This is a genomic window from Mesorhizobium sp. M0862 (assembly GCF_040319795.1).
GTDB lineage: Bacteria > Pseudomonadota > Alphaproteobacteria > Rhizobiales > Rhizobiaceae > Mesorhizobium.
Window position 1 is genome coordinate 50,791 of the sequence record NZ_JAMYOJ010000025.1, and the last position, 23,317, is coordinate 74,107.

At 59.9% G+C, this 23,317-nt stretch carries 30 protein-coding genes and 1 pseudogene; 14 read left to right on the forward strand and 17 right to left on the reverse strand.

All coding sequences use genetic code 11. From position 1 onward, the window contains the following. Positions 1–43 precede the first annotated feature (43 nt). From plsX to NKI15_RS27540, 5 genes are all read left to right on the forward strand, one after another. The gene (plsX, locus tag NKI15_RS27520) at positions 44–1,114 is read left to right on the forward strand and encodes a phosphate acyltransferase PlsX (RefSeq protein WP_023689496.1); all 1,071 of its coding nucleotides are present in this window, start codon (positions 44–46) and stop codon (positions 1,112–1,114) included. Positions 1,115–1,123: 9 nt separating this feature from the next. Further along, positions 1,124–2,095, forward strand: coding sequence for a beta-ketoacyl-ACP synthase III (locus NKI15_RS27525; RefSeq protein ID WP_023705061.1), 972 nt, complete (start codon positions 1,124–1,126; stop codon positions 2,093–2,095). A 104-nt stretch (positions 2,096–2,199) separates the two neighbouring features. Further along, positions 2,200–2,523 carry an integration host factor subunit alpha gene (locus NKI15_RS27530; protein WP_006201891.1) on the forward strand — a complete coding sequence of 108 codons (324 nt, stop codon included), beginning with the start codon at positions 2,200–2,202 and terminating at the stop codon, positions 2,521–2,523. Between the two features lie 134 nt (positions 2,524–2,657). Further along, complete coding sequence (locus tag NKI15_RS27535; protein ID WP_023669374.1) at positions 2,658–3,200, forward strand: MerR family transcriptional regulator; 543 nt, start codon at positions 2,658–2,660, stop codon at positions 3,198–3,200. Positions 3,201–3,284: 84 nt separating this feature from the next. Beyond that, positions 3,285–3,587, forward strand: coding sequence for a hypothetical protein (locus tag NKI15_RS27540; RefSeq protein ID WP_023705060.1), 303 nt, complete (start codon positions 3,285–3,287; stop codon positions 3,585–3,587). 72 nt (positions 3,588–3,659) lie between these two features. Here the strand turns inward: NKI15_RS27540 and NKI15_RS27545 are convergent, their stop codons facing one another. Next, positions 3,660–3,929 (reverse strand): hypothetical protein, encoded by a 270-nt coding sequence (locus NKI15_RS27545; protein ID WP_023669376.1) that lies wholly within the window; start codon positions 3,927–3,929, stop codon positions 3,660–3,662. Between the two features lie 413 nt (positions 3,930–4,342). On the opposite strand from NKI15_RS27545, the gene NKI15_RS27550 reads away from it, so the two are divergent. Then, complete coding sequence (locus tag NKI15_RS27550; RefSeq protein WP_023669377.1) at positions 4,343–4,546, forward strand: hypothetical protein; 204 nt, start codon at positions 4,343–4,345, stop codon at positions 4,544–4,546. Between the two features lie 234 nt (positions 4,547–4,780). Here NKI15_RS27550 and NKI15_RS27555 read toward each other — a convergent pair whose 3' ends face one another. Both NKI15_RS27555 and NKI15_RS27560 read right to left on the reverse strand, forming a co-directional pair. Beyond that, a complete protein-coding gene (locus tag NKI15_RS27555) occupies positions 4,781–4,978 on the reverse strand; it encodes a hypothetical protein (RefSeq protein WP_084013643.1) in 198 nt (65 codons plus the stop codon). A 161-nt stretch (positions 4,979–5,139) separates the two neighbouring features. Beyond that, the gene (locus NKI15_RS27560) at positions 5,140–5,754 is read right to left on the reverse strand and encodes a hypothetical protein (protein ID WP_023705058.1); all 615 of its coding nucleotides are present in this window, start codon (positions 5,752–5,754) and stop codon (positions 5,140–5,142) included. Between the two features lie 143 nt (positions 5,755–5,897). Here NKI15_RS27560 and NKI15_RS27565 point away from each other — a divergent pair, with 143 nt between their 5' ends. After that, complete coding sequence (locus NKI15_RS27565) at positions 5,898–6,344, forward strand: helix-turn-helix domain-containing protein (RefSeq protein ID WP_245262868.1); 447 nt, start codon at positions 5,898–5,900, stop codon at positions 6,342–6,344. A 77-nt stretch (positions 6,345–6,421) separates the two neighbouring features. Here the strand turns inward: NKI15_RS27565 and NKI15_RS27570 are convergent, their stop codons facing one another. Next, complete coding sequence (locus tag NKI15_RS27570) at positions 6,422–6,874, reverse strand: cupin domain-containing protein (RefSeq protein ID WP_023715404.1); 453 nt, start codon at positions 6,872–6,874, stop codon at positions 6,422–6,424. A 247-nt stretch (positions 6,875–7,121) separates the two neighbouring features. Between NKI15_RS27570 and NKI15_RS27575 the strand changes: the two genes are divergently transcribed. The 3 genes from NKI15_RS27575 to NKI15_RS32020 all read left to right on the forward strand — a co-directional run bounded on the left by NKI15_RS27575 (position 7,122) and on the right by NKI15_RS32020 (position 9,035). Then, complete coding sequence (locus tag NKI15_RS27575; protein WP_023705057.1) at positions 7,122–7,580, forward strand: YbaK/EbsC family protein; 459 nt, start codon at positions 7,122–7,124, stop codon at positions 7,578–7,580. Positions 7,581–7,674: 94 nt separating this feature from the next. Then, positions 7,675–8,463 carry a hypothetical protein gene (locus NKI15_RS27580; protein ID WP_023705056.1) on the forward strand — a complete coding sequence of 263 codons (789 nt, stop codon included), beginning with the start codon at positions 7,675–7,677 and terminating at the stop codon, positions 8,461–8,463. Next, entirely contained in the window at positions 8,460–9,035 is a 576-nt protein-coding gene (locus NKI15_RS32020) for a CatB-related O-acetyltransferase (protein ID WP_280790704.1), read from the forward strand. The genes NKI15_RS27580 and NKI15_RS32020 overlap by 4 nt, the downstream gene beginning before the upstream one ends. Before the next feature lie 155 nt (positions 9,036–9,190). Here the strand turns inward: NKI15_RS32020 and NKI15_RS27590 are convergent, their stop codons facing one another. Further along, positions 9,191–10,357, reverse strand: a complete 1,167-nt coding sequence (locus NKI15_RS27590) for a tyrosine-type recombinase/integrase (RefSeq protein WP_023747591.1) — start codon at positions 10,355–10,357, stop codon at positions 9,191–9,193. 745 nt (positions 10,358–11,102) lie between these two features. On the opposite strand from NKI15_RS27590, the gene NKI15_RS27595 reads away from it, so the two are divergent. The 3 genes and pseudogenes from NKI15_RS27595 (at position 11,103) to NKI15_RS27605 (ending at position 12,082) form a co-directional block, all read left to right on the forward strand. Continuing rightward, positions 11,103–11,276, forward strand: a complete 174-nt coding sequence (locus NKI15_RS27595) for an XRE family transcriptional regulator (RefSeq protein ID WP_348524470.1) — start codon at positions 11,103–11,105, stop codon at positions 11,274–11,276. Positions 11,277–11,288: 12 nt separating this feature from the next. Next, a pseudogene (locus NKI15_RS27600) lies at positions 11,289–11,414 on the forward strand (MucR family transcriptional regulator); the annotation flags it as partial. Positions 11,415–11,596: 182 nt separating this feature from the next. Next, positions 11,597–12,082 (forward strand): hypothetical protein, encoded by a 486-nt coding sequence (locus NKI15_RS27605; protein WP_156932396.1) that lies wholly within the window; start codon positions 11,597–11,599, stop codon positions 12,080–12,082. Here NKI15_RS27605 and NKI15_RS27610 read toward each other — a convergent pair. The 12 genes from NKI15_RS27610 to NKI15_RS27665 all read right to left on the reverse strand — a co-directional run bounded on the left by NKI15_RS27610 (position 12,079) and on the right by NKI15_RS27665 (position 21,506). Beyond that, entirely contained in the window at positions 12,079–12,252 is a 174-nt protein-coding gene (locus NKI15_RS27610) for a hypothetical protein (RefSeq protein ID WP_023747594.1), read from the reverse strand. The genes NKI15_RS27605 and NKI15_RS27610 overlap by 4 nt on opposite strands. Positions 12,253–12,285: 33 nt before the next feature. Beyond that, positions 12,286–12,570, reverse strand: coding sequence for a hypothetical protein (locus tag NKI15_RS27615; RefSeq protein ID WP_023747595.1), 285 nt, complete (start codon positions 12,568–12,570; stop codon positions 12,286–12,288). Between the two features lie 107 nt (positions 12,571–12,677). Continuing rightward, positions 12,678–13,382, reverse strand: a complete 705-nt coding sequence (locus NKI15_RS27620; protein ID WP_023747596.1) for a hypothetical protein — start codon at positions 13,380–13,382, stop codon at positions 12,678–12,680. A gap of 199 nt (positions 13,383–13,581) precedes the next feature. After that, the gene (locus NKI15_RS27625) at positions 13,582–16,320 is read right to left on the reverse strand and encodes a hypothetical protein (protein ID WP_352515212.1); all 2,739 of its coding nucleotides are present in this window, start codon (positions 16,318–16,320) and stop codon (positions 13,582–13,584) included. Between the two features lie 346 nt (positions 16,321–16,666). Beyond that, positions 16,667–16,948 carry a hypothetical protein gene (locus tag NKI15_RS27630; protein WP_023747600.1) on the reverse strand — a complete coding sequence of 94 codons (282 nt, stop codon included), beginning with the start codon at positions 16,946–16,948 and terminating at the stop codon, positions 16,667–16,669. A 25-nt stretch (positions 16,949–16,973) separates the two neighbouring features. After that, on the reverse strand, positions 16,974–17,417 hold the full coding sequence (locus NKI15_RS27635) for a hypothetical protein (RefSeq protein WP_023747601.1): 444 nt from the start codon (positions 17,415–17,417) through the stop codon (positions 16,974–16,976). A 114-nt stretch (positions 17,418–17,531) separates the two neighbouring features. Next, on the reverse strand, positions 17,532–17,960 hold the full coding sequence (locus NKI15_RS27640) for a hypothetical protein (RefSeq protein ID WP_352887584.1): 429 nt from the start codon (positions 17,958–17,960) through the stop codon (positions 17,532–17,534). Then, the gene (locus tag NKI15_RS27645; RefSeq protein WP_023747603.1) at positions 17,957–18,181 is read right to left on the reverse strand and encodes a cold-shock protein; all 225 of its coding nucleotides are present in this window, start codon (positions 18,179–18,181) and stop codon (positions 17,957–17,959) included. The genes NKI15_RS27640 and NKI15_RS27645 overlap by 4 nt, the downstream gene beginning before the upstream one ends. A gap of 99 nt (positions 18,182–18,280) precedes the next feature. Next, entirely contained in the window at positions 18,281–18,814 is a 534-nt protein-coding gene (locus NKI15_RS27650; RefSeq protein WP_023747604.1) for an HK97 family phage prohead protease, read from the reverse strand. A gap of 2 nt (positions 18,815–18,816) precedes the next feature. Continuing rightward, on the reverse strand, positions 18,817–19,875 hold the full coding sequence (locus NKI15_RS27655) for a phage major capsid protein (RefSeq protein WP_023747605.1): 1,059 nt from the start codon (positions 19,873–19,875) through the stop codon (positions 18,817–18,819). Next, entirely contained in the window at positions 19,872–20,468 is a 597-nt protein-coding gene (locus tag NKI15_RS27660) for a hypothetical protein (RefSeq protein ID WP_023747606.1), read from the reverse strand. The genes NKI15_RS27655 and NKI15_RS27660 overlap by 4 nt, the downstream gene beginning before the upstream one ends. Before the next feature lie 276 nt (positions 20,469–20,744). After that, complete coding sequence (locus tag NKI15_RS27665) at positions 20,745–21,506, reverse strand: hypothetical protein (RefSeq protein WP_156932397.1); 762 nt, start codon at positions 21,504–21,506, stop codon at positions 20,745–20,747. A gap of 1,022 nt (positions 21,507–22,528) precedes the next feature. Between NKI15_RS27665 and NKI15_RS27670 the strand changes: the two genes are divergently transcribed. Further along, positions 22,529–23,188, forward strand: a complete 660-nt coding sequence (locus NKI15_RS27670) for a hypothetical protein (RefSeq protein WP_023747609.1) — start codon at positions 22,529–22,531, stop codon at positions 23,186–23,188. The last annotated feature ends 129 nt before the right edge of the window (positions 23,189–23,317 follow it).

Sequence of the window (23,317 nt, forward strand, 5' to 3'; positions counted from 1 at the left end):
GCGGGCCATGTGCCCTGGCCCAAGCTAGTGAGATAAAGACCGCGTGATCAGGATTTCCATCGATGCCATGGGTGGCGATCACGGGCCAAACGTGGTCATCCCGGCACTCATGACGGTCGCCGTCAGGCGTCCCGACATCCGCTTCGTCATATATGGGCGCGAGGAATTGGTGCGCCCCGAACTCGCCAAATTTCCCAAACTGGCCGAGGTCAGCGAGTTCCACCATTGCGAAGTCGCGGTCAGGATGGACGACAAGCCGAGCCAGGCGCTGCGCCACGGCCGCTGGAAGTCGTCGATGTGGAAGGCTGTCGAAGCAGTCAAGAGTGGCAGCGCGCAGGCCTGCATTTCGGCCGGCAATACCGGCGCGCTGATGGCGATGTCGAAGTTCTGCCTGCGCACGATGGCGACCATCGATCGTCCGGCGATCGCGGCGATCTGGCCCACGATGCGCGGCGAGAGCGTGGTGCTGGATGTCGGCGCCACCATCGGCGCCGATGCGCACCAGCTGATCGACTTTGCCATTCTCGGCACCGGCATGGCGCGCTCGGTGTTCGGCATCGACCGGCCGAAAGTCGGCCTGCTCAATGTCGGCGTCGAGGAGATCAAGGGACAGGAAGAGGTCAAGGAAGCCGGGCGCATGCTGCGCGAGGCCAACATGGCCTCGATGAATTATCATGGCTTCGTCGAGGGTGACGACATCGGCAAGGGCACGGTCGACGTGGTAGTCACCGAGGGCTTCGCCGGCAACATCGCGCTCAAGACGGCAGAAGGCACTGTGCGCCAGATCTCAGGCTATCTGCGCGCCGCGATGAACCGCACGCTGATGGCCAGGATCGGCTATGTCTTCGCCAGGGGCGCTTTTGACCGCCTGCGCGAAAAGCTCGATCCGGGCCGCTCCAATGGCGGTGTTTTCCTGGGTCTGAACGGCATCGTGGTAAAGAGCCATGGCGGCGCCGATTCGGACGGTTTCGCGGCGGCCATCGAGCTTGGCTATGACATGGTGCGCAACAATCTGATCGACCGCATCGAGGCCGATCTCGACCTGTTCCATGCGCGCAACCCGCATGCCCAGGCAAGCAGGAAATCCGACGCCACCGTCGACGAAAAGGAATAGGAAAGAGCTTTGATCAGATCAGTCGTGCGCGGCACCGGTGCTGCGCTGCCCCGCCGCATCATGAAGAATGCCGATTTCGAAGGCATGGTCGAGACCTCGGACGAGTGGATCGCCCAGCGCACCGGCATCCGCCAGCGTCATATAGCCGCCGATGACGAGACGACGGCGTCGCTGGGCGAGGCGGCGGCGCGCGCAGCGCTCGACAATGCTGGTCTTACGCCTGCCGACATCGACCTGATCGTGCTGGCGACCTCGACGCCCAACAACACCTTTCCGGCGACCGCCGTCGAGATCCAGAACCGGCTCGGCATGCATCACGGCTTTGCCTTCGACCTGCAGGCGGTGTGCTCGGGCTTCGTCTATGCGGTGACCACCGCCGACCTCTACATCAGAGGCGGCCTCGCCAAGCGCGTGCTGGTGATCGGCGCGGAGACCTTTTCTCGCATCCTCGACTGGAGCGACCGCTCGACCTGCGTCTTGTTCGGCGACGGCGCCGGCGCGCTGGTGCTGGAAGCGGATGAGGGCACCGGCGGCATTGCCGACCGTGGCGTGCTGGCGATGAGCCTGCGCTCCGACGGCGCCCACAAGGACAAGCTTTTCGTCGATGGCGGTCCCTCGACCACCGGCACGGTCGGCCATCTCAGGATGGAAGGCCGCGAAGTGTTCAAGCACGCCGTCGGCATGATCACCGATGTCATCGAGGCGACGTTTTCGCAGGCCGGCATAACCGCCGGCGACCTCGACTGGTTCGTGCCGCATCAGGCCAATAAACGCATTATTGACGCTTCGGCCAAGAAGCTCGGGATTGCAGAGCAAAAGGTGGTGGTCACCGTCGATTTGCACGGTAACACCTCGGCTGCTTCCGTGCCGCTGGCGCTTTCGGTGGCTGTCGCCGACGGTCGCATCAAGAAGGGTGATCTCGTGCTCCTGGAAGCGATGGGCGGCGGCTTCACCTGGGGCGCGGTTCTCGTTCGCTGGTAAGTGCCGAACGGTCCGGTTTCGGTCCTTGACCTTGCCGGATCAATTACTTAGGCTCTGCCTTTACCTGTATCGATTTATGTTTTTTGAACTGATGGGACGGTCGCATGGGGGGAAAGACACTTACGCGCGCCGACCTTGCCGAAGCTGTTTACCGTAAGGTCGGCTTGTCACGCACTGAATCGGCAGAACTCGTCGAAGCGGTGCTGGACGAAATCTGTGAAGCCATCGTACGCGGCGAGACGGTGAAGCTGTCGTCCTTCGCCACCTTCCACGTCCGTTCCAAGAACGAACGCATCGGCCGCAATCCCAAGACCGGCGAGGAAGTGCCGATCCTGCCGCGCCGGGTGATGACCTTCAAGTCGTCGAACGTGCTGAAAAGCCGTATCCTGCGCTCGCACCAGAACAGCAAGGCCAAGGGCGGCAAATAGGTTCTGCCGCAGGCTTCGGTTGAAAACGCCGGGCCGTTTTGACGCCGGGCTTGAATATTGTTTCATAAACCGCTGAAATGATACCCGATTCGGCAGACTGGGCCGGATCGCCGTCCAGCGTGAGGATTTCGCCCATGGACAAGAGCCCCGACGCTTTCCGCACCATCAGCGAGGTCGCGGAGGATCTCGATCTGCCGCAGCACGTGCTGCGCTTCTGGGAAACCCGTTTCAACCAGATCAAGCCGATGAAGCGCGGCGGCGGCCGCCGCTACTACCGGCCACAGGATGTCGAACTGATCAAGGGCATCCGCCACATGCTCTACGACCAGGGTTACACGATCAAGGGCGTGCAGAAACTGCTGCGCGAGAACGGCAACCATTTCCTGGTCGCCATCGGCAATGGCGACATGGCTGCCGTCGAAGCGATCTCGCAGCGCAGGCAGGCCGATCAGGTGCCGCTGACGCCAGCCGCCCAGCCGCGCGGCATGGATGACGAGATGCTGGTCGGCCAGCCCAAGGTAAAACCCAGCCGCCGCTTTTTCGGCCTGGGCAAGACCGAGGAGGAAGGTCCGGTCCAGCCCGGCGCATCGAAACTGTCGCGCGACAACCGGGCCTTGCTGCAGGAGGCGCTGTTTGACCTCCTGGAGTGCAAGCGCCTGCTCGACCAGGTGCGCTAACCTTTCCGCTGCCTCGGGCAAGCAGACCGGAACCGGTTCTGCGGCCATGCGTTTGGCCTTCTCTCAAAAAGAAGGAAAACAATCATGGCATCGCTTTCGACCCTCTCCGATCTCGATCTCGAAAAGCAGGTCGCGACCCTTTCCAAAGAGCTCGCCGCCTTGCGCAAAGTCGTGGCCAAACGCGGCGGTGCTTACTACGAGGACGGGCGCGATGCCGCTTCGGACTATTATGGGCAGCTTGCCGACCTTGTCAGCGATGCGCTGCCGGCGATCAGGAAGCAGGGCAGGGCGATCGAAAAGACGGCGCGCGATCGTCCGGCAACAGCCGCTGCTGTTGGGTTAGTCGTGGTCGGCCTTCTCGCCAGCTTGTTGCTCAGCCGGCGCTAAAACAATTCACGAAAACAAAAAGAAAATGGCGGCCGTCCCGCGGACGACCGCATTTCCCTGATCTGCGGCCGATTACTTGGCGAGCTTGATCTTGGCCTGCGGCGAAACCTGCGCGGTCTGGCTGCACTTGCCATAGACAGTGCCATTCTTGTCCGTGGCGTCGGTATAGGTGCCTTTGCACTCGATCGAGAGCACCAGGCAATGACCGGAGCCCTTGCAAACCGCGCCGCCGTCGCCCGTGGGATGCGTGCCGTTGGCGAAAGCCGAGGTCGGAACGGAAGCCGAACCGAAGGCCGAGACGATGAGGGCCGCGGCGAGCGTGATGCGCTTGAAGTTGGTCATTTGAGCATTTCCTTCTCTGGATCGAGGATCGCCACCATGGCGTCCTTCTGTGTTGGGATCGCCTTCTCGGCGTCCATGCCGGTTAGTGCGGCCTCCAAAGCAAAGGTTCATGCGTGGTTCGAATTTTCTTCGCGTTTTTTCGCGACGTCGATTTTTAGCCTTCGCCAACGGACGGCGCCTGGCGGGGCCGGCATCGACCATGCATTTTCGCGTGAAGGCCGCTGAGGTAGCGGCGCGGCATCCCATGCGAAGGTCACACCGTGGCGTGCCCAAATGGCCGGCCAAGACCGAGTCCGCGCCCGGCTCTTGTCAGGTGGCGGCAGCAGTCATTGCCGCCACTTGGCACCGCGCTTTCTGCCACTCCCGGCTGCGACTATAACGCCAGTCCAAAGGTACCGGCGGAGGAGACGGGCGTGGTCGCAAATTACATCGACGAGTTCATCATGTTCTGCGCTGGGCTGTGGATGACAGGCGTTGGTTTTGGGCTGCTCCAAAGTCCTTTTCAGGCCCAGAAAGGTCAGCAGCCATGGTGGCTGCAGGTCGCGAAGCATTTCAAATGGATGGGACCGCTTTTGATTTTGATCGCAATAGTGCTCGCGTTCGCGGCGCCGTCCTAGCGGGTTCCGACAGCATTGAGAGACCCGTGGTGTCCTGCAACTGGCAACCGCTGTGTTGTCGGCCTTGCGCCTGATACGTTCGTTGGGGTGCGCTGTGGTTGCTCGCGTTCTGGCGCATCGGCGCCATCGAATCCTGCCTTCAGCTTTTCCACATGTCGCCTGGCAAAAACCAACGGGAAGGCGGCCTTGGCGAGGACTCCAGGGCCAGCCTTCCCGTTGGGCAAGTCGGCCGTGTCAGGCCTTCTTGGCCTCCACCTTGTTGTGGTGGTGGTGGTGGTGGTGATGGTGATGGCGGTGATGCTTGTTGTGATGATGATGATGGTGATGCTTCTTGTGCAGCGATGCTGCGTCGGCTCTGCTGGCGCCGATGAGGGGCAGAGAGACAGCCAGGGCAAAAGCCAGCCCGAGAGCCGACAGGAGGGACTTCTTCATGACTTCGTTTCCTTTTCTGCGCGGGCTGAATTTGACCGTCACCGAGCAAGATCGGTCCCGGTGAACCCCGCAGTCATGACTATCGCCTCCGAACTTTTCGACAGTTTTTCCGGACTGTAGAATTTTGTTTCTGGATTGTGTCTGGCCGCTTCGTCGGCAACTTACATTGGCGGAATGACGCCGTTGGTGCCGACCACGACCCGGCCCGCGGTCAGCTTGCCGTCGCTGCCGCGCTCGGCGTTGACGAACACCACAGAGCCAGGCTTGAGGTCGGCGGGCGTCGCCGGCGCGAAGGTCACCACCGGCGTCGTCTGCGGGATCGCGATCTGCTTTTTCTGGCCATTGTCGTAGGTCAGCGTCACCGTGCGACCTGCAATCTCGGTGACATCGGCGACCGTGCCGTTGGTCATCCGGCTGTTGGGCTCGAGATCCCACGGGCGGTCGCCTTCGCCGGCGCCTTTGAGCGCGGCCGGGAAGATCACCACCTCAAGCGCGCCGCTGCCGCCATCGGCCTTCGAAACAGAGGCAATGCCGAGGAAATCGCCTTGCTTGATATCCCCGGCATCCGCCTTGGCGACGCCGGAAATCTTCCACCCTTCAGCCAGCGCGATGGCGTCGGTAGCGCCTTCGCGGGTCTTCACCGTCAGCGTCGCTCCGGCAAAGGCGGTCACCGTGCCGCGAATGCGCACGGCCTCGGCGGCTTGCGCCGCGACCATGCTCGCGCCGGCGAGGCCTGAAATCGTGGCGAGCACGATGGCTGATGTCTTGAATGTCATGGATCTGATCCTCTTGGGAAAAGCTGGCCCGATGCGACTGCCAGCAACATCAGGCTAACGCGCGAGCGGCGCAAAACCGCTGAACACTTCGGCGTGCGGCCCTTCAAAAGAACTTGATTGGGAGATCGGGGCGGAGATCCTATATGTGCCCTGGCGCCTGCGGTTTTGACGCCGGTTCACGATGCTGTGACGGTCGGTTTGGGCCTTGGCAAATCGCCGTCAAGCGGGCATTGTCCCGGCTCTCAGGCAACACCCTATCATTTGATCCAAAACTCTTTAGCCCCATGGAGTTGCCAATGCCCCAAACTGCAAAGCACGAACCCTTCTCCAGGCTGGCGGCCGATGTTGCGGCCGATGTAGCGCTTGAGCACCCCGGCCTCAAAGCCATCCGGGAGACAAAGGGATACAGTATTGAAGAGCTTTCCCTGACCTGCGGTCTGTCGACCAGCGAGATTGCCGACATAGAGAGCGGCAAGGACACCGATCCGACGAAACTTCGCCGGATCGCCGCAGCATTGCAATTGCCGGAAACGGCCCTGATCGATGCCCCGGCGCCCACGGCGCCTGTGGAAAACCGGTCCGTTTCATAAACAACGGCCAAGCGTCGTTCAACAAGCCCGCCATGGTTTGCCCTGGCGGGCTTGTTGCATTCGCCCAATGGCGAATGTCACTTCTTGCTAGGATCGTCCGCCGGGTTGACGTAGGTGATCGCGAACGGCCCCTCGCCATGAACCTGGACGATCGTAGCGCTTGTCGTCCAGGCGTAATGGTTCATTCCCTGTGGGGCTACGCCGAAGCCGCCGGCGGTCAGTTCGATGCCTTTGGTCTCGTCGAGCTTGTCGCCCATGCCGATATGAAAATTGCCGGAAATCACCGTCACATACTCCGAGGTGGGATGGTTGTGCGCGGCAATCCTGTAGCCGGCCGGCAGCTTCAACCGCAGCACGTAGATGCCATCCTTCGAGGGGTCCCCGGCGATGACAGCCATGTCCGCGCCGGCGGGCAGGACAGCAGGAGCAGGGCCCCATTTGATGGCGTCCGCGTTTATCGGCATGTCGTCGGCAAGCAGCGGCGCCGTCCCGACAAGCAGCAGCGCCAGAGCCGAGGCGAGCTTGAGCATGATGATCTCTCCGGTTGGTCGTGGGAGCACAGCATCAGCGCCGGCCCTGGTCCATTGCGACCTACCAAGGCAGCAGCCCGAACACATCTCCCGCACGGGGGATGCGCCTTCCATTGCCGACATGCGGCGCGGCCCGCCTGGCCTGGTACCGCTGCAGCCGTCGAGGGGCGGGGAGGTTGCCGCCGACCGAGCGTGAAGCTATCCAGTGTGAACGCTAACCGCATTTTTCGAATGGGACGATGCCGAGATGAGCCTTGAGACCGTGCGCGCCTTCCTGGCTGCCCATGCGCCCGATGTCGAAGTGCTCGTCACCGAAGCGAGTTCGGCGACGGTGGCGCTGGCGGCTGAGGCGCATGGCGTGGAGCCGGCGCAGATCGCCAAGACCATCTGCCTGCGCGTCGGCGGTGAGACCATGCTGATCGTGGCCGGGGGCATGTCGAGGCTCGACAACCGCAAGTTCAAGGACCGCTTCGGCGGCAAGCCGCGGATGCTGGACGCCGATGAGGTTGTCGCGATTACCAGCCATCCCGTCGGCGGCGTCTGTCCGTTCGGCCTGCCGGCGCCGCTGCCGGTCTATTGCGACGTCTCGCTGCGCGCCTTCGATGAAGTCGTGCCCGCGGCCGGCGCCACCAACGCCGCGGTGCGGCTGAGCCCTGAGCGCATGGCACAGATTGTCGATGCCGAATGGGTCGATGTGTGCCAGTAGTAATCGTCGGCTGATTTCAGCAGGAGATTTCTGGGAGCAAAACGACTGCGAGCGCAGCTAGTAGAAGATTGAACGACCCATTATACGTGGCGGAATGAACGACGTTTTTGGTTACATCGCCTATGGTGAGAACGAGCTTTACCATCGCGGCGCGCTACTCAGCGCCCTCAAGCTTTTGCACCATTGCCCGACCGCCAGAATAGTCGTCGCAACGGACAGGACTGACCTATTTCGCGCTTATCCTGTTGAGACAATGCTCATAACGGCCGAACAGAAAGACCAGTGGTCTTTCGGCGGAAGCTACCATTTCGGTATCAAGGCCGGGGCTATGCGTGAGCTTTTGCAGCGAGCAGATCGGCTCCTTTTCATGGACACCGACATGTACCCGGTGGGTGACCCGTCGAAGGGCTTCCGCTCGATCTCTGCGACCCATTCCACTATGCGCCTGTGCGAAGGGCCGCATCGCATCTATCAGAACGCGCTGCCGGGCAAGAACATCAGCGTCGGCGGCCAGGTCCTGACCGGCCAGGAACCGATGTGGAACAGCGGCATCGTCGGGATCCACCGGGACAACCTCACAGCCATGGTGGACGCCTTCGCCGCTATCAAGGCCGTTCATAAGGTGACCGACACTTGGGCGCCCGAGCAGTTCTGCCTCGGGGTAGCCCTTTCTCAAAACGGCCGAATCATAAGCCCTCATAGCCTGCCGATCCGACACTACAATACCCGAGGCAAAAAGCAGTTCGCTGAGCCGCGTGTTCATGCGTTCTTTAACGCGTACGGCATGGCGCCAGTCGGCCAGCAGGTTGCAAAGGCCAGTCGATATCGTCTATGGCGGACTCCCGCGGATCTCTTGCTCCAGAAGCTTAAGAGGTCACTGTGACGGGCTGGCTGCGCATGAGGAATCTGTTTCGATCCAAGCTGCCCCCAAGCGTGACCGTTGGACGTCACACCTATGGGGTGAGCCGGAAGAAGGTGCTTGGAGCGTCTGCCGCCACTCCGTTGGCCCTTGGGGCGTTCTGTTCGGTCGCCGGCAACGTGAGCTTTGAATGTTCCGGGGGAAGCCACGTGCCTTGGGCTGCAACCACTTTTCCGATCCACAGCCGCATGATGAACGCGACCGATCTCAATTCGCACGGCGGCAAACCCGTCGGCATTACCATCGCCAATGATGTCTGGATCGGCCGCCAAGCGCTGATCATGCCAGGCGTCCACATCGCGGATGGCGCTATTGTTGCGGCCGGCGCCATTGTCACCAGGGATGTGCCGCCATACGCGATCGTCGGCGGGGTCCCGGCCAAGCTTATCCGGTATCGCTTTTCACAGGATGTTATTGCGAAATTGCTGGCGATCCGGTGGTGGGAATGGAGCGACGAGAAGATCAAGCAGGAGGCTGCTTTTCTCACAGGTCCCATCGAACTCTTTATCGAGCGGCACGCCAGCATGGCGGCTTAAGAATGCACCTTGTTTGCGGGAAGTCGAAAAGACGGTAGCCACCTTGGGGGAAGCGGCCAACTATTTGTTTGGTCGGAGTGGCCGGATTCGAACCGACGACCCCTTGACCCCCAGGAAATAGGGCGCAACGCAAATTGTTGTCTAGGCGCATTGCGTTAGGCAGTTTTTGGCTTTCGGGTTCGGGACTTTGTTCGGGACTTCGCGGCAGAATTTTGCAGCGACTCCATTGCAGCCGCCACCTCCTCATCAAGGACATGAGCGTATCGAGTCGTCGTCTTGATATCGGCATGAGAGAGGGCTTTCTGTACCATCTTCAAATTGCCCGTCGCCCGCAAAAGCTTGGTGGCGAGGTCGTGGCGGAAGTCATGAAAGCGGAAGTCTTTAACGCCGGCAGCCTTCCTAATCCGCTTCCACTGTGAGGTCAGGCCACTGTAGGTGATCGGGTAGCGTTGGCCTTTGATGTGTTCCTTGCCGTCGCCTTTGTAAGAAGCATCGGCCTTGCGTGTCCGCTTCGCTTGGTAGGTGAACACCCATTCCTTGTGATGACCACGCAACGGAAGCAGGATGGCCCGCACAGCGGAGGTGAGGGCGGTTTTGACCATGCGGCCACCCTTACCTGTCGTAACAATCCAGCCGGTCTCCCAATCGACTTCGCTCCAGCGTAGCAGGCACTCATCCAGCCGCAGACCGCTTGCGCGCTCGAATTCAAAGACTGGCGTGTAGTCAGATCGGGTTGCCAATCGCAGCGCAGCGCTTTCTCCCGCCTGAAGTTCGCGAACTCGTTCTCGTGGCTCGGCAATGAAATGATCACGCCAGACAGGCTCGGCGGGGAACGTGTGCCGCCATGTGCGCTTGGCGCGGGTAAACATCTTCTTCAAGACCAACGTGGTGGACCGGTTTACGGTGGCAGATGAGACCAATCGCATTGGCTTGCCATCCTGCGTTTCCGACTTGCCCCATGCGGTTTGAGAGCGGCGCCACTGGACTAGCTTGGCGACGTCATCGTCAGTGATTTCCACAAAGAGCTTGCCAGGGCCGAAGTAGTCGACCAAGCGACCGAGATCCGTCCACGTCGTTTTTGAATTGGCGTGGCGCTGGCCAACCTCAAGCCAATAACGGGCGGCTGCATCATCCATTGTCAGCGGGCCACCCTTAGCGGCACGGGCTGCCTGAACAGCCGCCTTGGCTTTCGCACGATGGTCCCGCTCTATTCCGCGTGCGTCGCGCTCATTTTTGCTGCCCGTAGAGCCATGAAACCGCTGCCCTGCGAGTTGGAAGTCGTATTGGTAGAACGGGCTGTTTTTGGGCTTGTAGACGGACAATTACGTGTCCTCCTCAATTCGATGAATCTGATCACGTCGTCTGGTAGGAAACTCATCCGGGGGCGCACCACACCGCGGCCCGACGGGACGTAAGGAAGCTCTCCTGAAGTTACGTGGGCAAGCAGGGTTTTGGTTGTGATGCCCAACGCCGCTGCAGTCTGTTTCGATGTCCACAGCAATGCATCTGGAGTGTTATCGTTAGCAGCGTTGCGGCTCATGCTGTTTCTCCTCAGCGCACGCGTGAACGCCCATTGGGCGGTAGCAAAAAGCCCGCGCGAGGCGGGCCTTTCATTTGCGATATCGCATGGTTCAGAGGTTGACCCCCCAGACACTCATGCCGACTCCGAACCCCTCTCCATCTGTCGAGCCGCGCTGACTGCGGCTTCATATTCGGGAAACCAACCGATCGGATTGGCTATGTACGAAAAGCCACGGCGGTGGTGCGTCAGTAGGCCAATAGAATAGCCATCCACCTTGTAATTCTCATTCCCCCAAAACGTGCCGGCTGGCGGCCTTTCTGGCTCGCAGGCAACACGCTTTGGCGCAAGGTGAACGGCCACCTGTTCGGTGGCTGCAGAGTCTACTATCGTGTGATTCATGCCCCAAACCCTTGTTGATTGTTTGTAGCGGAATCGCTACAATGTCTCAACAATACGCCGTACCCTCAGAACGTCAAGAGAATTCGCAGATGCATCCAATACAATGCAAAATGGCAAGGGCAGCGCTCGGCTTGGGAGTTCGCGATTTGGCTAAGTCGGCCGGAGTGGCAATCAACACGGTAACCCGGTTCGAACGGGGCGAGGAACTCTTGCCGCGGACACTCCAGGCTATACGCGCCGTTTTCGAATCCGCTGGTGTCATCTTCCTGGCCGACGGCGAGACGGTCGAAGGCGGGCCGGGTGTGCGATTGCGCACCTGAGAACGCTCCAGGACGCCCGACGAATACCGTGAGAAGTGGGGCTTGTCTCGCGATTACCCCATGGTCACGCCGAACTACGCCGCGAAGCGATCGGCGCTTGCGAAGGCGTCTGGTCTAGGTCGGAAGGCTGAGGGTTAGGCGTAGTCCGATCCCCACATGACGTAACGGAAAGACTCAGCTATCAGTGAGCCGCGGCGGACATGATTACCGTCCGGCCGGCGCTGATCAGGCAACCTCCCACTGCAGCGCCGGCCATTTTCCTCGAATGAAATCGTCAATCACAACCTTGCGAAGGCGAAAACTATGGATGGCTGCGACCGTTGAAAACAACACCACGATCGTTCTTCCATGTTTTCGTGGAGCCCAATCTTGAGGATTACCTGGCGGAACCCGACGACGCGCGGCGCGGGTTCAATGCTTGCCTGTCGGCCTTTCAACTCGCGGATATCTTCTATGCATTTTATGAACGCGAGAATCCGGCAATGGTCGCGCAGTGGCCAAATAAGGAGAAACTTCTAAGACACCTATGCAGTCTGGAGCCGAGCTTCCTCACGATTCAAAGTGTCGCCACGGTCTACAAGCACCTATACGCCATTAAGGGCTTCTACGAAGTTGGCACACCGGGAGCGCTATGGGGTGTGAAGATTCCGGGGGAGGATATCGAGATAGAAACCGATTTTCAGGGCGACGACAAAGGAGATGTTCTTGTGCGTCGCCGGGACGGCAGCGTCGTGTCCCTCACCACTGCGCTACGACGGGTAGTTGTCGAAATGTGGCCGACCTTCCTGCCGATTGAGGATGATTAGCGCCTCTTCGGCTTCGGCGTGATCTCCTCGATCTGCGCCTTAACGCCATCCTGCACCATCACCTGTTCAAGCGCCTCTGCGGCTGCCCTATCCTTCGTGGTCAGGATCGTGCGCCAATTCGGCTTGTCGAACACGCTGACGATGTAGGTTGTTGCGGGCTTTTCAGGCATCGCTAAAATATAGCCGCTGCCCGCACCTGCCGTCTATCGTTCGAAAGTCGGCTTCCAGTCACGGTTGCGAGCCCTGTTGAGGCCCTCATAATCGGGAATACAGGTGAAGAACACCGGTCGGCGATCGCGGCCGGCAGCCTTGCATGACGAGCATCCAAACATCCCGACAATATCCCAGTGCATGGCACCATGATCCGGCCCGAGCCGGTCGATCAGCGCCTGAATGTCGAGCTTGGTCGACTTCGCGCACATAGGATGCCCGCAGTTGACGTATATGGATTCGTTGTCGGCAAGGGCGTCGGCGAGTGTATGGGGCATCTGGCGATCTCCGTTTGAGGGGTCGCCGCAACAGGAGGATTATATTCCTCAAATTATCAAAGATCAAAGCGCAGCCGGAGTGGATACCATCGACGGGCAGTCTGGCATCATGACGGGGAGGATGAGCGTTTAAGCCCTTGATATCGGTCCCCGAGAGCGACCAAACAATCTGCAAATTCTACGAGGCTATCGTTGTAGTGACTGATGTCTCCGATGTAACGCAGAGCTTCGGCATGCAGATTGTGGTCGGCAGCATTCCCCCGCGCCAGATTCATTTTGTGCAAGTCGTTGACGCCAATTTCCAAGCCCGGCATCGCGAAGCCTAGACCCTCGTAAACCTGCGCCATTCTCGGCCCGAAAAAATCCGCAGCAGATTTCACAAGCGTCATATTGACGGCGATATTGAACCGCTTTCCGAGATTGATGAGGGCGTCGATGTCGTCCTCACTTGGGCGGATCGTACCACTTTCCAGATTTGCCTTCACCTTTCCGGTGGTCGCCGCGATGTCGCCAGCGAGACGGCGATAGAAGTGGTCCATGTGAGCGGCCCGCTCGACGGCAAGGATGTCGCGGCGGAGGGTCAAGGCGTAGATTTCGTTGTGACGCTCCAGCTGTTTTGCGTCAGTGCGGAACATGGCAAAGACTGTCAGCAGCGCGGCGCCTATGGCCATCAGCCCGGCGAAAAGCGTCTGCCACATGTATAGCCATCCGTTGACCCCTGGTTGCGCTCCCCAGATGGCCCCCATCTGAAAGCCGATGAAGAGAAGCGTCAGGCTGATGGCCAGACGAATGGCATTGTCGATCGTGATCACGAAGCACCCACATAGCCCTGGCTAATAGATGTGCATCGCGAAGGAGATCCGCAATGCAGATCGGTCTGGCTCCGGCATCGGACAATTTCTCCGCCGCCGCCAGTACATCCGTGGTCACCGACGGCGCCATGGCAAGCCCAAGCGATCTCTAAAACGGCCAAGCCAGCGCCAACACGACGCCCGCGGAGAGCATGCGAGCTTATCGACCATTGAGTGACCTCAAGCCATCGCGCACGCCCATGGCAGTCTGCCTTCGCAGTTCGGCCAGGCTTTCCTTGGATGGCGACACGCCGCCAGGGATGCTGATGTATTGTTTGATTTCTACAGGTCGCTCGCCTCCGCCAGCGGACCTTGACGACCCACTGCGCTGATCGCTGATCTGGTCATTATCGGCAATGATGACCCGCTCGCTCGGCCTCTTGAAGAACTCGACCTTTTGCGTGTCGCGAGAGTCGCCGCCAATTATGCCGCCTGTAGCCATGCCGTAGACAATGCGACGCGCTATTTGCTCCGGCGTGGCGCCGAGTCCCTGCGCGCCATAGCCAATGTTGCCGCTGCCGACGATTCCGGCAGCCGCAAAGTTTGAGTTCCATGTGGCAAGGACTTTCCGGTATTGCCGGGCTTTGTCATCCAAGTTGCTGCCTGACGACGACGACCCGCTGCTGACGGAAGACGACGACCCGCCGCTATAGCTGCTTGTAGTCGCCCACTTATCGACACCCTCATAAGTCTTGCGGGTGTTGGCCTCGATGTTCATGAACAACTGCCACATGCGATCGGTCTCGCGCGTGGCTACCTGTCCTGTGAAGGCGGATTGCGGGTTGGCAAGTGTCATTGACTGAGCGTTCGGGATGACCGTTCCGGCCGATTGAGGCATGACCAGTTCCGGGCCTTTTTCGCCAACCCAATAAGGTGTGTTGGGCGAGATTGGACCGCCGGCTGCACGCTGCGGGTACATGGCATTAACCTGCGCAAGCACCCTCGGGTCTTGATAGGTCTTGGGCTGCGTGTAGCCCCACGAATTGGTGGAGGTGTTGAAGATCGGAGTCGAGGAGACCGCTGGGCCGTTCGAGGAGTAGCGCGTGACGCCTACGCCGGTAGTGCCGCCTGTCTGGTTCGGTACATCGTAGGTCGACTGCGTGCCGGTGCCGACTTGGCGCGTGACCACCGTGACGGTGATTGTCTTGTCGCGCAGAGCGTTGACCGCAGCGCCCAACTGGTGGACTTTGCCAGTGTCGGCGTCCAACATCATGCGGGCGCGGACTAGCGAGTCGATGAACCTGTCGACCGCTTCAACGCCCAGACCACCATCGACCAGGGTTTTGCGCAGCAGGTCGACCCCTGATGCCACATCGCTGGCTTTGGCGTTGCCGGTGCTCATCGCGTCGAAGAGTCTGTTGATGATCCCAACGGTGTTGCCGAGAGCCGCGTTGGCGCCCTCGATACTGTTCACATCGCCGAAGAAGGCCTTGATGTTGTCCTTGCCGCCAGCCGAGGCAAGGGCCTCTTTCAGCGTGTCGACCTCCGTCGTTGTGTCGCGGAACTGCTTGGTAAGGTCCAGCATCCCTTGAAGCTGGTTGCGGCGGGAATTCTGGACGGCCTGCTCGATCTGTTCGAACTGACCCAGCGTGGCCTGGATAGAGCCGCTGAGGCCGCCAAGTGACCGCGTCACACCAAAACCGCCAGAGCCGCCGCCCATGTCGCCAAACAATTTGGCAATCGTCGTGTCGGCGTTGCCCGCCTTCTCTGAGACATCCTTGAACCCGGCAGCGATGTCGGCAAGCGTCTTCACTGCGTGGCCGCCTCCTATGACGTCGCTGACGGTGCCCTCGGCCTTGATAGCATTCTCGAGTTTCGCCGCCTGGTTGGCGGTATCCTGCAATGACTTCGCGAAATCCCTAGCCGTATCTGACAGGGTTGGATCTACGCGCAGGTGACCTAACGTTGCCTGCAGATCGATCGCATCCGTCTTACCTTGCGTGATCTTTTCAGAGATGTCGGCGAATGCCTTAGAGCCGACAGAGCCGGTAAGGGCATAGTCACCGCCCAGCACCTTCAGAATCGATCGCCATCTTCTGCATGAGAGACGACATGGTCTTCTGTGCGTCAGCCATCTGGTCTTTGAGATCAGCATTGGCAACCGATTGCGGCATCTTCGCCGCCTGTTCCTCGTATTTTTCGCGGCCTCGGCAGCAGCCGGGTAAGCTTTGGCAATCTCGTCAATCAACGTCTTATGGTTCTGAAGCACCTCGTCCGCTGACTTGATGTCTTCCCGCGTCGCGAGCAAATAGGCGCCGACAGCCGCAGCCGCGGCCACGCCCGCCCCTGTGAGCAAGCCGGGGATTGTCGTGATCCATGTTCCGAATGCCGCGCGGACGCCGGCAGTTGCAGCAATGATGCCCTGAGGACCGCTCATGGCGTAGCTGAGATGGTTGGCCTGCTGGGTCAAAGCCTGCATCGGCGATGCGCCAATGGCGATGCTTTCCGCAGCGGAGCGCGCAGAATGGCCAAGCGAAGCCCATTGGGTCGCGCCAAGCTTCGCAGCGGCTGCACCCTCTTCAACAGCCACAGCGGTGCCGAGATGCTTGGTGCGCGCCAAGTCCATAACGCGGTTGATTTCAGCCTGGTCAACGCCGAGCTTCTTCGCTGCAGCGTCGGCGGTCAGTAGCGCGCCCTCCATGCGCTTCGTTGCCTGGTAGGCAGGGTCGACGCCAGCCTTAAGCCGCTCCCAAGCCTTGGCCGTCGAGGTGATCGAGCCGGCTGTTCCGGTCATGACTGTAGTCTGCTTTTCCATCGCAACAGTGGCAGCGTTGGCCTGGTCGATGGTCTTGTCGTAGGCAGTTTGCGCAGCCTTCATGGCGCGCACGTAGGCTGCCGAGCCCTGCTCGGCCTGCCTCGCGTCAATGACCAACTCGGTAATAACGGTTTCGTCGGCCATCTCCCGCGCATCGCCTGGGCTGAACATCGCGGTCGACCACTCAACTTGATGCGTAAGGTGATCTGGTCCAAGTCAGGGACGGCTGCCATTCTCGCCAAAAGTTCGCGCGCTGCGCGCTTCCTGCCGCTCTGAAAAAGATTGCTGGCGGTTCGAATGTCAGCCTTCAGGATGCGAACGAGTTCTTCGAAAGAGCCGACCGCGGCCGCGGCTGCGTTCATGCCTTCCACTGCACTGCCAAGGGCGTAGTGCATGCGCTCGAGTTCGTCAGCTAAGAGCAGCGCGTTCTCGGCAATCTGGGTCTTCGTCATAGATTTGTGCGCGGCTGTGAGTTGGTCGCGGGCTGTGATCATTTACGGTTACTCCTAAGTGCCGAGAGCGGATCCGGTTCGAAAACCGACAAACCAGCGGCTAGCATCTTGTCTTGCAAGGCACCTGCATTGGGATCGCGGCGGATGCCTTCGGGGTGGGCAATATCAGCGAAGGCCGGGGCGGTTTCCCATGGCTTCAAGTTGAGGGCCTGGGACTGCACGCAATAGCACGCGAAGTGCGCTACCTCGTCCCAGTGGCGATCCTTCAGCATGCTGTCGAGTTGCTCTGCCCGGCTGCGGTCGCGTGAGGCAATTTCCATGCAACGTTCCAGTGCTTTCTTATCCTTAGCGTTCATCGTTCATCATCTCGTACGCGGAGGGTTCCCAGCCGCTGTTGCGGTTGCGTGCTGCGGTCTTCGGATCTTGCTGGGATTGGGGCGTCATGCGCAGGGAACGAGCCGCCGCCGATGCTGCGCGCGACTCCCGCTCTCGCATCTTCAACAGCCGGTCGAACCGCTCCAGTCCGCCTTCCTTCACCAGCCATCTCGGGTTGAACTCGGCGACCATCTTGGACAGATCGCGGGCCGACACCGAGTGGCGCACATAGCCAGCGAGAAGCTCTGCGTTTTCAGGACGAAAGAAGCCAGACGGCATGCACGCCATGACGTCGAACCACATTTCGGCCTCGGCTACCGACAGGCCTTCCGCCGGTCGCAACGTGGTCGCCTGACCGATGTTGATGGTCTGGATTGCCAAACTTGCCGCAGATTTTCTGCCTCGCGCTGCCATGAAAAAACCTTCGTCAGAAACAAAAAAAGTGGACGTTTTGAAAAGGTGAGGGACCCATCGGTCGCAACCCAAAGGCTGAAAAGGGGTCGATGACCCCTATACCCTGGGTTGCAATCACGCTGCCTCGAGGTAGCCCACGAGATCCCAAACATCTTGCGCGTCAGTCGCAACGACCATGGCAGTCGCATACCGCTTGGAAATCTTCAGCGTCTCTGGCGTGTTGATCGTGACGCCATCACCAGCAACGAATGTGACTTGACCTGTGCCGCCCTGCAGTACGGTGCGCGTCGTACCAGGCGGGAATGGCACCGACGCATACGGCGGCACGATGATCGACACAGCGCTTGCGCTTGTGGTCCGCACGAAGCGCTCGCGCGTCGACAGCGTGAAGCTTGTGCCAGCGAAGAATTCGACCGTCTCGGGAAGGTCGATGACGGCGCCTGCTTCGGCTCGAAGGTTGCCGCCATTGCGAACGATGATGGATCCGCCAGATTCGATGACGAGCCTGTCGCCGTTGCCATCGAAGTGAACCTTCTCTGTCATACCATCACCTCGACGTTGATCGCGCGCGACTTACCGCTGCGTCTGTCGACCTGGCTATCGTATGAAACGCGCTGGCCGACGCGCAGGCAGTCCAGGCCACCCGGCAAGGCAGTGACGTGCGCGAACAGATCAGCGCCACCATCATGGGGCGAGATGAAGCCGTATGCTGAACCGTCGATCCACGTGTTGACGGTCCCGGTTTGCCTGTCTTGATGGGGCATCTTTGTATCCTTGCTGCGAATTGAAAGGCCGGCGCCGAGGGTCAGACGCCACCTCGGCGCCGGATGGACACCCCGTCTCGGAATGCCCAATCTGGATCGTTACCGGCTGAGCTGCGCGAACTTGCGCTTGGCTGCGTCGAGGCGCGGCGTCTGGCTGGCCGATCTGCCTGTGATCAAAGCGCTCGAGTTGGCGGGCACACTGACGAAGCTGAATTCCAGCATCTCGCTGCTCGTAAACCGCTGCCCGCCGTAAGGCTTCGATGGATCGATCGGCACATACTTGAGCGGCACAAAGCCAATCGAAGTGCTGTTGATGACGCCCGCCTTGATCAGGCCATAGACCTCATCCGATTTGGCACTGACGCCTGCATCCGGGAACTGCACCAGGGCGACGAGTTTGCCGCCTTCGATACCGACGCTCAGACACTTCGCGATCGGATGGTCGGCATCGTGCTGCCACAAGACTGTCGGAGACTTGCGAAATGCGGTTAGGTCGATTCCGCTCTGGACGATGATATCGCCCATGCGGTCCACCTCGCCAGTGGAGACGACCGCACGGACCTGTCGGGGTCCGATGCCATCGCCGGCAAACTTTAGCACTGTTGCCACAAAGGAGCGTTTGATCTCGGCCATGGTCAGTTTCCGATCAGACCAACAAGAGGTCCAGCAACGGTGTTGCTGCCGAGATCGTGCACGTTGATGTCGAAACGCGCGGTCGCGCGGCAGCCTATCTGGTCGTACTCGAGGTATCGCTCCTCAGTCGTCTTCACGGTCACGCCGCGGCGGTCGCCGAGGGTTGCCGCCATGGATAGGTCGCCAAAGGCAATCATCACCTTGCCCGACTGATCGCCGCTGCCGGGCAGGCTGAGCACGGCTTCGATGAGATAAGAGCCGTACTGCAGGATCGGCTTCGGGCCGGTAGGCGTCATTTCAAGCCCAACGACGGTCGCGCCGAGGCGAACAAACGTCTGGCCGATTGCGTATGAACTCGCGTACCACTTTGCGTTACCCAAGGCATATTCAGGGCAAGCGGCAATAACTGTGCCCAGGTCGGCGGCCGTTAGCTCGGCGAACGTGTCGTTGTTGGTAGCCGCCACGATCTTCCCGGCGTCGTGGTTGCCATCGATGAGCTTTGTGGAGATCCCGACAATCCCGCCATAGGCGCCTGTGCCGTCACCATTCCAGCCGCAATCATCCTCAAGCTTTGAAATTGCGAAGGCTGCATCCTCGGCGAAGTCCTGGCCAACGTCGATCGTCTCGTCCTCGCCGAGTTCGCTGGAAATGCGAGACAGGGCTGCCGCTTTCTTGGCGTTAAGCGTCACGGAACTCCAAACGCGGTCCTGCTCTGCAATCGCTGCATTTTCGCCGACGAAGGCAGCCGTCAAACCTGTGTCGAGCCGCGGGAATGAGCGCGTGTCCGAGCCCATGCGCTTGATGTCGGCGTTGCGTCGAAACGTTCCGACCAGTGCGCGGATTTTGATGATTCCGGCCTCAACTTCGGAGGGGACAAGATAGCCGCCGATAGTGCCGCTAGTTTCGCCTTGCGCCTTCTCGATACGCACGCTGTTTTTCGCGCACCAGGCTTGTGCGACCTCGTCACCATCGTGCAGAGCCGCACGGAAAAACATGCCAGCCTTTAGGGCTGCCGCGTCGGTATCGAAGGCGCGGATGCGGGCGCCGGAGTGAAAATTCATTGGGCGATTTCCTTTTTGGTGATGATCCCGGCCGCGACCGCAGATTCGAGAAACGTGTAGACGCCGTCGCCGACGACAGGCGGTCCGAAGAGCGGACCCGACGTGACGTCGCAAATTAGGTTGGGGTTTGTTCGGGCAATGCGCCGGATGCGCTCCCGGAATTCGAATGCCGCGGCGTTGACGCGCCTCAAAGTGAGAACAGCAAGAGCGCGCTGCCGGACAATTTCCCGCCATTCGGCCGCCGATTCCTGCAGCATCTCTGCAGCAGCGATGCGCCTGGCCTGGTTCTCCTGTTCGGCAAGCGCGTCGAGTGCGATTGCGATGGCCTGGCGTTCGAGAACGATTTTTTGAAGATCTTCGCCAGGTGTTGGATCGCGATCGGCTGGGACCGCTGAACCATCAAGCAACGCTGCAGCCCAATCCCTCACGCTGGGTCCGACCGCAGGCAGTTCCGGTCGAATACCGGCCTGTTCTAGTTCGATCTGAGCGGCGAGCAGTTCCTTTTCGCGCGCTTTGAGGCCGCCCGCCCGGCGCTGGATTTCATCGAACTCACGCGCTGCGGGTGCTGCCTCTGCTTTTTTTGCGGTGGCCATCTCTATGGTCCTTTCAGAAGGGAAAACGGTACCCCAACCACCCCCGACGGGACGGCTGGGGTCGATCAACAACTGCCGTTGCCGACAGTCGGATTTCGGGAAGTGCGGGCGCACCCGAAGTGCACGATTGACCGCGCCCTGGCCTACTGGACCAATGAGCGCGTTACGCATGACGATGACGAGACGTCAGGCGCAAAAGAAAAGGGACGCCGAAGCGCCCCGATTTCGTTGTTGTTGCCCTAGAGGGTTTTCGGGTCCACGATTTGGCACATGGGCCTAAGCAGCCCTCATGCGACCAATGTCATTCGCCATCGCCAGTACCGCCCACCGGCCTGCCGCGAGCAGCTCGGCGCCCCCGCGTCTGTCCGCATGTCCGCCCTTCGCCCCGAAAGCCCTGCCAACGTCGGCAACACCGCCTCCTGCCAAGATCACTTCGATAACGGCATCGATCTCTGGAGGCGGATTGCACAGATCTGCGCGGTCGGGGTGTCGCACATCACCACGTCTTTTTCCCATCTTGAGATGGCCGAGTCCGCCCATCGCGCCAAGGAAGCTTGCACCCTCAGCGATCTCAGGAGGATGGAAGCTGAAGCGGCAGTGTGGGCTGAATTCGAAGTTTTGCCGCTGCGGCTTGATCGTAATGCGTGGCTGCTCGGCGTCTTCCCTGCCAGCCCACCACGGGCGTGGCGCGGGCTCTGGCTCTGCGTCGCCCATGCGTGGCTGAATGGCAGGTAGAGCGAGATACGCATCCAGCGAGCGCGGAATCGGATTCTTGCCGCGCGACCTTCCATCCTTGCGGCTGCGGTCGACGTTAAGTCCGGCTTCAATCGGTAGGTTATCGTTCGCGGCTTGCGGCAACCGCTCTCTGGCTACAAGCCATAGAGCGGCGGCGCCGGTGGCGTTGTGCTTCTTCATCCATGTCAGGGCCGGGCGCCCGCCGCGGTATCGGATCCGGATCGCCGTGCTTTTCTCCACCGGGTTGGCCTTCAGAATCGTGTCGGCAGCAACCAGCATTTCTTTACGAGTGGTCTTTGTCATCGGGTGGTCATCCCATTCGAGAAACCGGCCAAGCCGGGCAGTGCCATTCCGCAATAAGAAAACGGTGCATAACATCCTGCGCCGTACATTAGGTGTTGCTAATTCTTCTTTCCCGGCGTCCCAGTCCGGTGGGGCTTACTGAAGGCGAAATGCCAAACCGCGCAGCTTCCACCTCGCGCCATTTGAACTTTCATATTCCCGATGACGTCGCTGACGCTATCGTCGGGTATATCGGCTGCTCTGCTCCTGGCCGGATCATTTCAACCTTTGCTGCCGTTCAGTGGGTGCGAGATAAAGTTCCCGATTGTGAGATGTCCGACGATCAGCTCGAGCGGTGCGCCGTATTGGCCGCAGTCGACGAAAGCCTAGCCGTGCATTTCGATCGGCGAGGACGCCAGCCGGCTCCCTTTTCGAGCTTGAGCAGGAGCCATTGGCATCTTGTTCCCATTTGGCAAATCAAGGTGCGGCCTCGTCTGGCTACCCCCATGCGTGCCGTGGCTCGCCCCAAAGTCCGAACGGGTATCGTTCGCGGGCTTCCTGACCGGCACGATTCGATAGAATTCAGCCCAAGATAGCTTGCGAACCTGCGCCGTTTCGGCGCCGACCGCGATGGTGCGGGACATCATTTGGAACTCTAGGGAAAGGCGCTGTAAGCGCGGGCTCCGGCGCGGCCGGTCTTCATCGGCGCCAACGCGGCGACGGTCTTCTGTCTATATATAGCGCTTTCGCGCATCTTTTTCTGCCGGTCTGTTCACCCTACCTAGCGTCGAGCGCGCCGGTAAACACTAAAATAGTATTCTGAGGCGATTTTTTCCAGTCCACTCCACACGTCGTAAACAGGTGAGGAGCCGGGAAAACCGCATTTTATTTCAGCGCATGGCCCATAAAAGGCGGCTCGGTCCCGTCCGTCAAGAATTCAGTAAAAGCCGCATTGTGACTTCCCACATATTGTGTGTTGCATGTGTAGCCAACGGGTACCGGTGTGTCGATAAATCGATTCTCGTTGTTCATGAGGTGCGTCGATGGATATCACTGCTCTGATTGGACCAGCGGTTGTCGCGGCGGTCGTCTCGGGCGCAATATCATTGGTTTCAGCTACCCTTGCCGCCCGCAGCGCAAGGACGATGCATACCGAACGTCTAGCTGCAGATGCCGCATTGGCGGAAAAGAGGTATCTTTACGAACGAGCCCTGGCTGATTGGAAACGAAAGACTGATATCGCTGAGACGGTGTTGGGGGGCTTTTACAGGGCTCGATCTATCTTCCAAGCCGCCCGCCAACCTTTTGCCCGCAGTGGCGAAGGAACCACGCGAGAGAGGGGCGAAGATGAAACTGATGATGCGGCGGCTTACAAAAATGCCATTTACGCACCACTGGAGCGGCTCACAAAGGAGCTTCCATTTCTTTCAGAGTTAAATGCGCAGCGATATCGTTTCGCGGCGCTTTTTGGGAGCGATGGCGACGCTGCCTTTTCCCATTTGGTGACTGGCTATAATCGAGTTCAACATGCCACCTATGCGTTGCTGAACGACCGAAAGCCGTTGAATTCCGAACGCCAGGAGAAATATGAAGTTGTCATTGGTTGGGACGAACCTGACAAGGATGAGATATCGAAGAACATCGATTCCGCCGTGGCAACGATAGAGCGCCTCTGCAAGCCGGTCCTTTCTTCGCAGCCCTAGCGGCACCACGTCGATTTGCGGCACCTCTATTTTTGGTAGTGTGCTGAGAGTTCTGCAAATTCGCTGAGAGAGGGCGGTCATGGCAGGCTGGTGATGTTCAACGTCACCGATTCCTGGAAGGAACGCCAC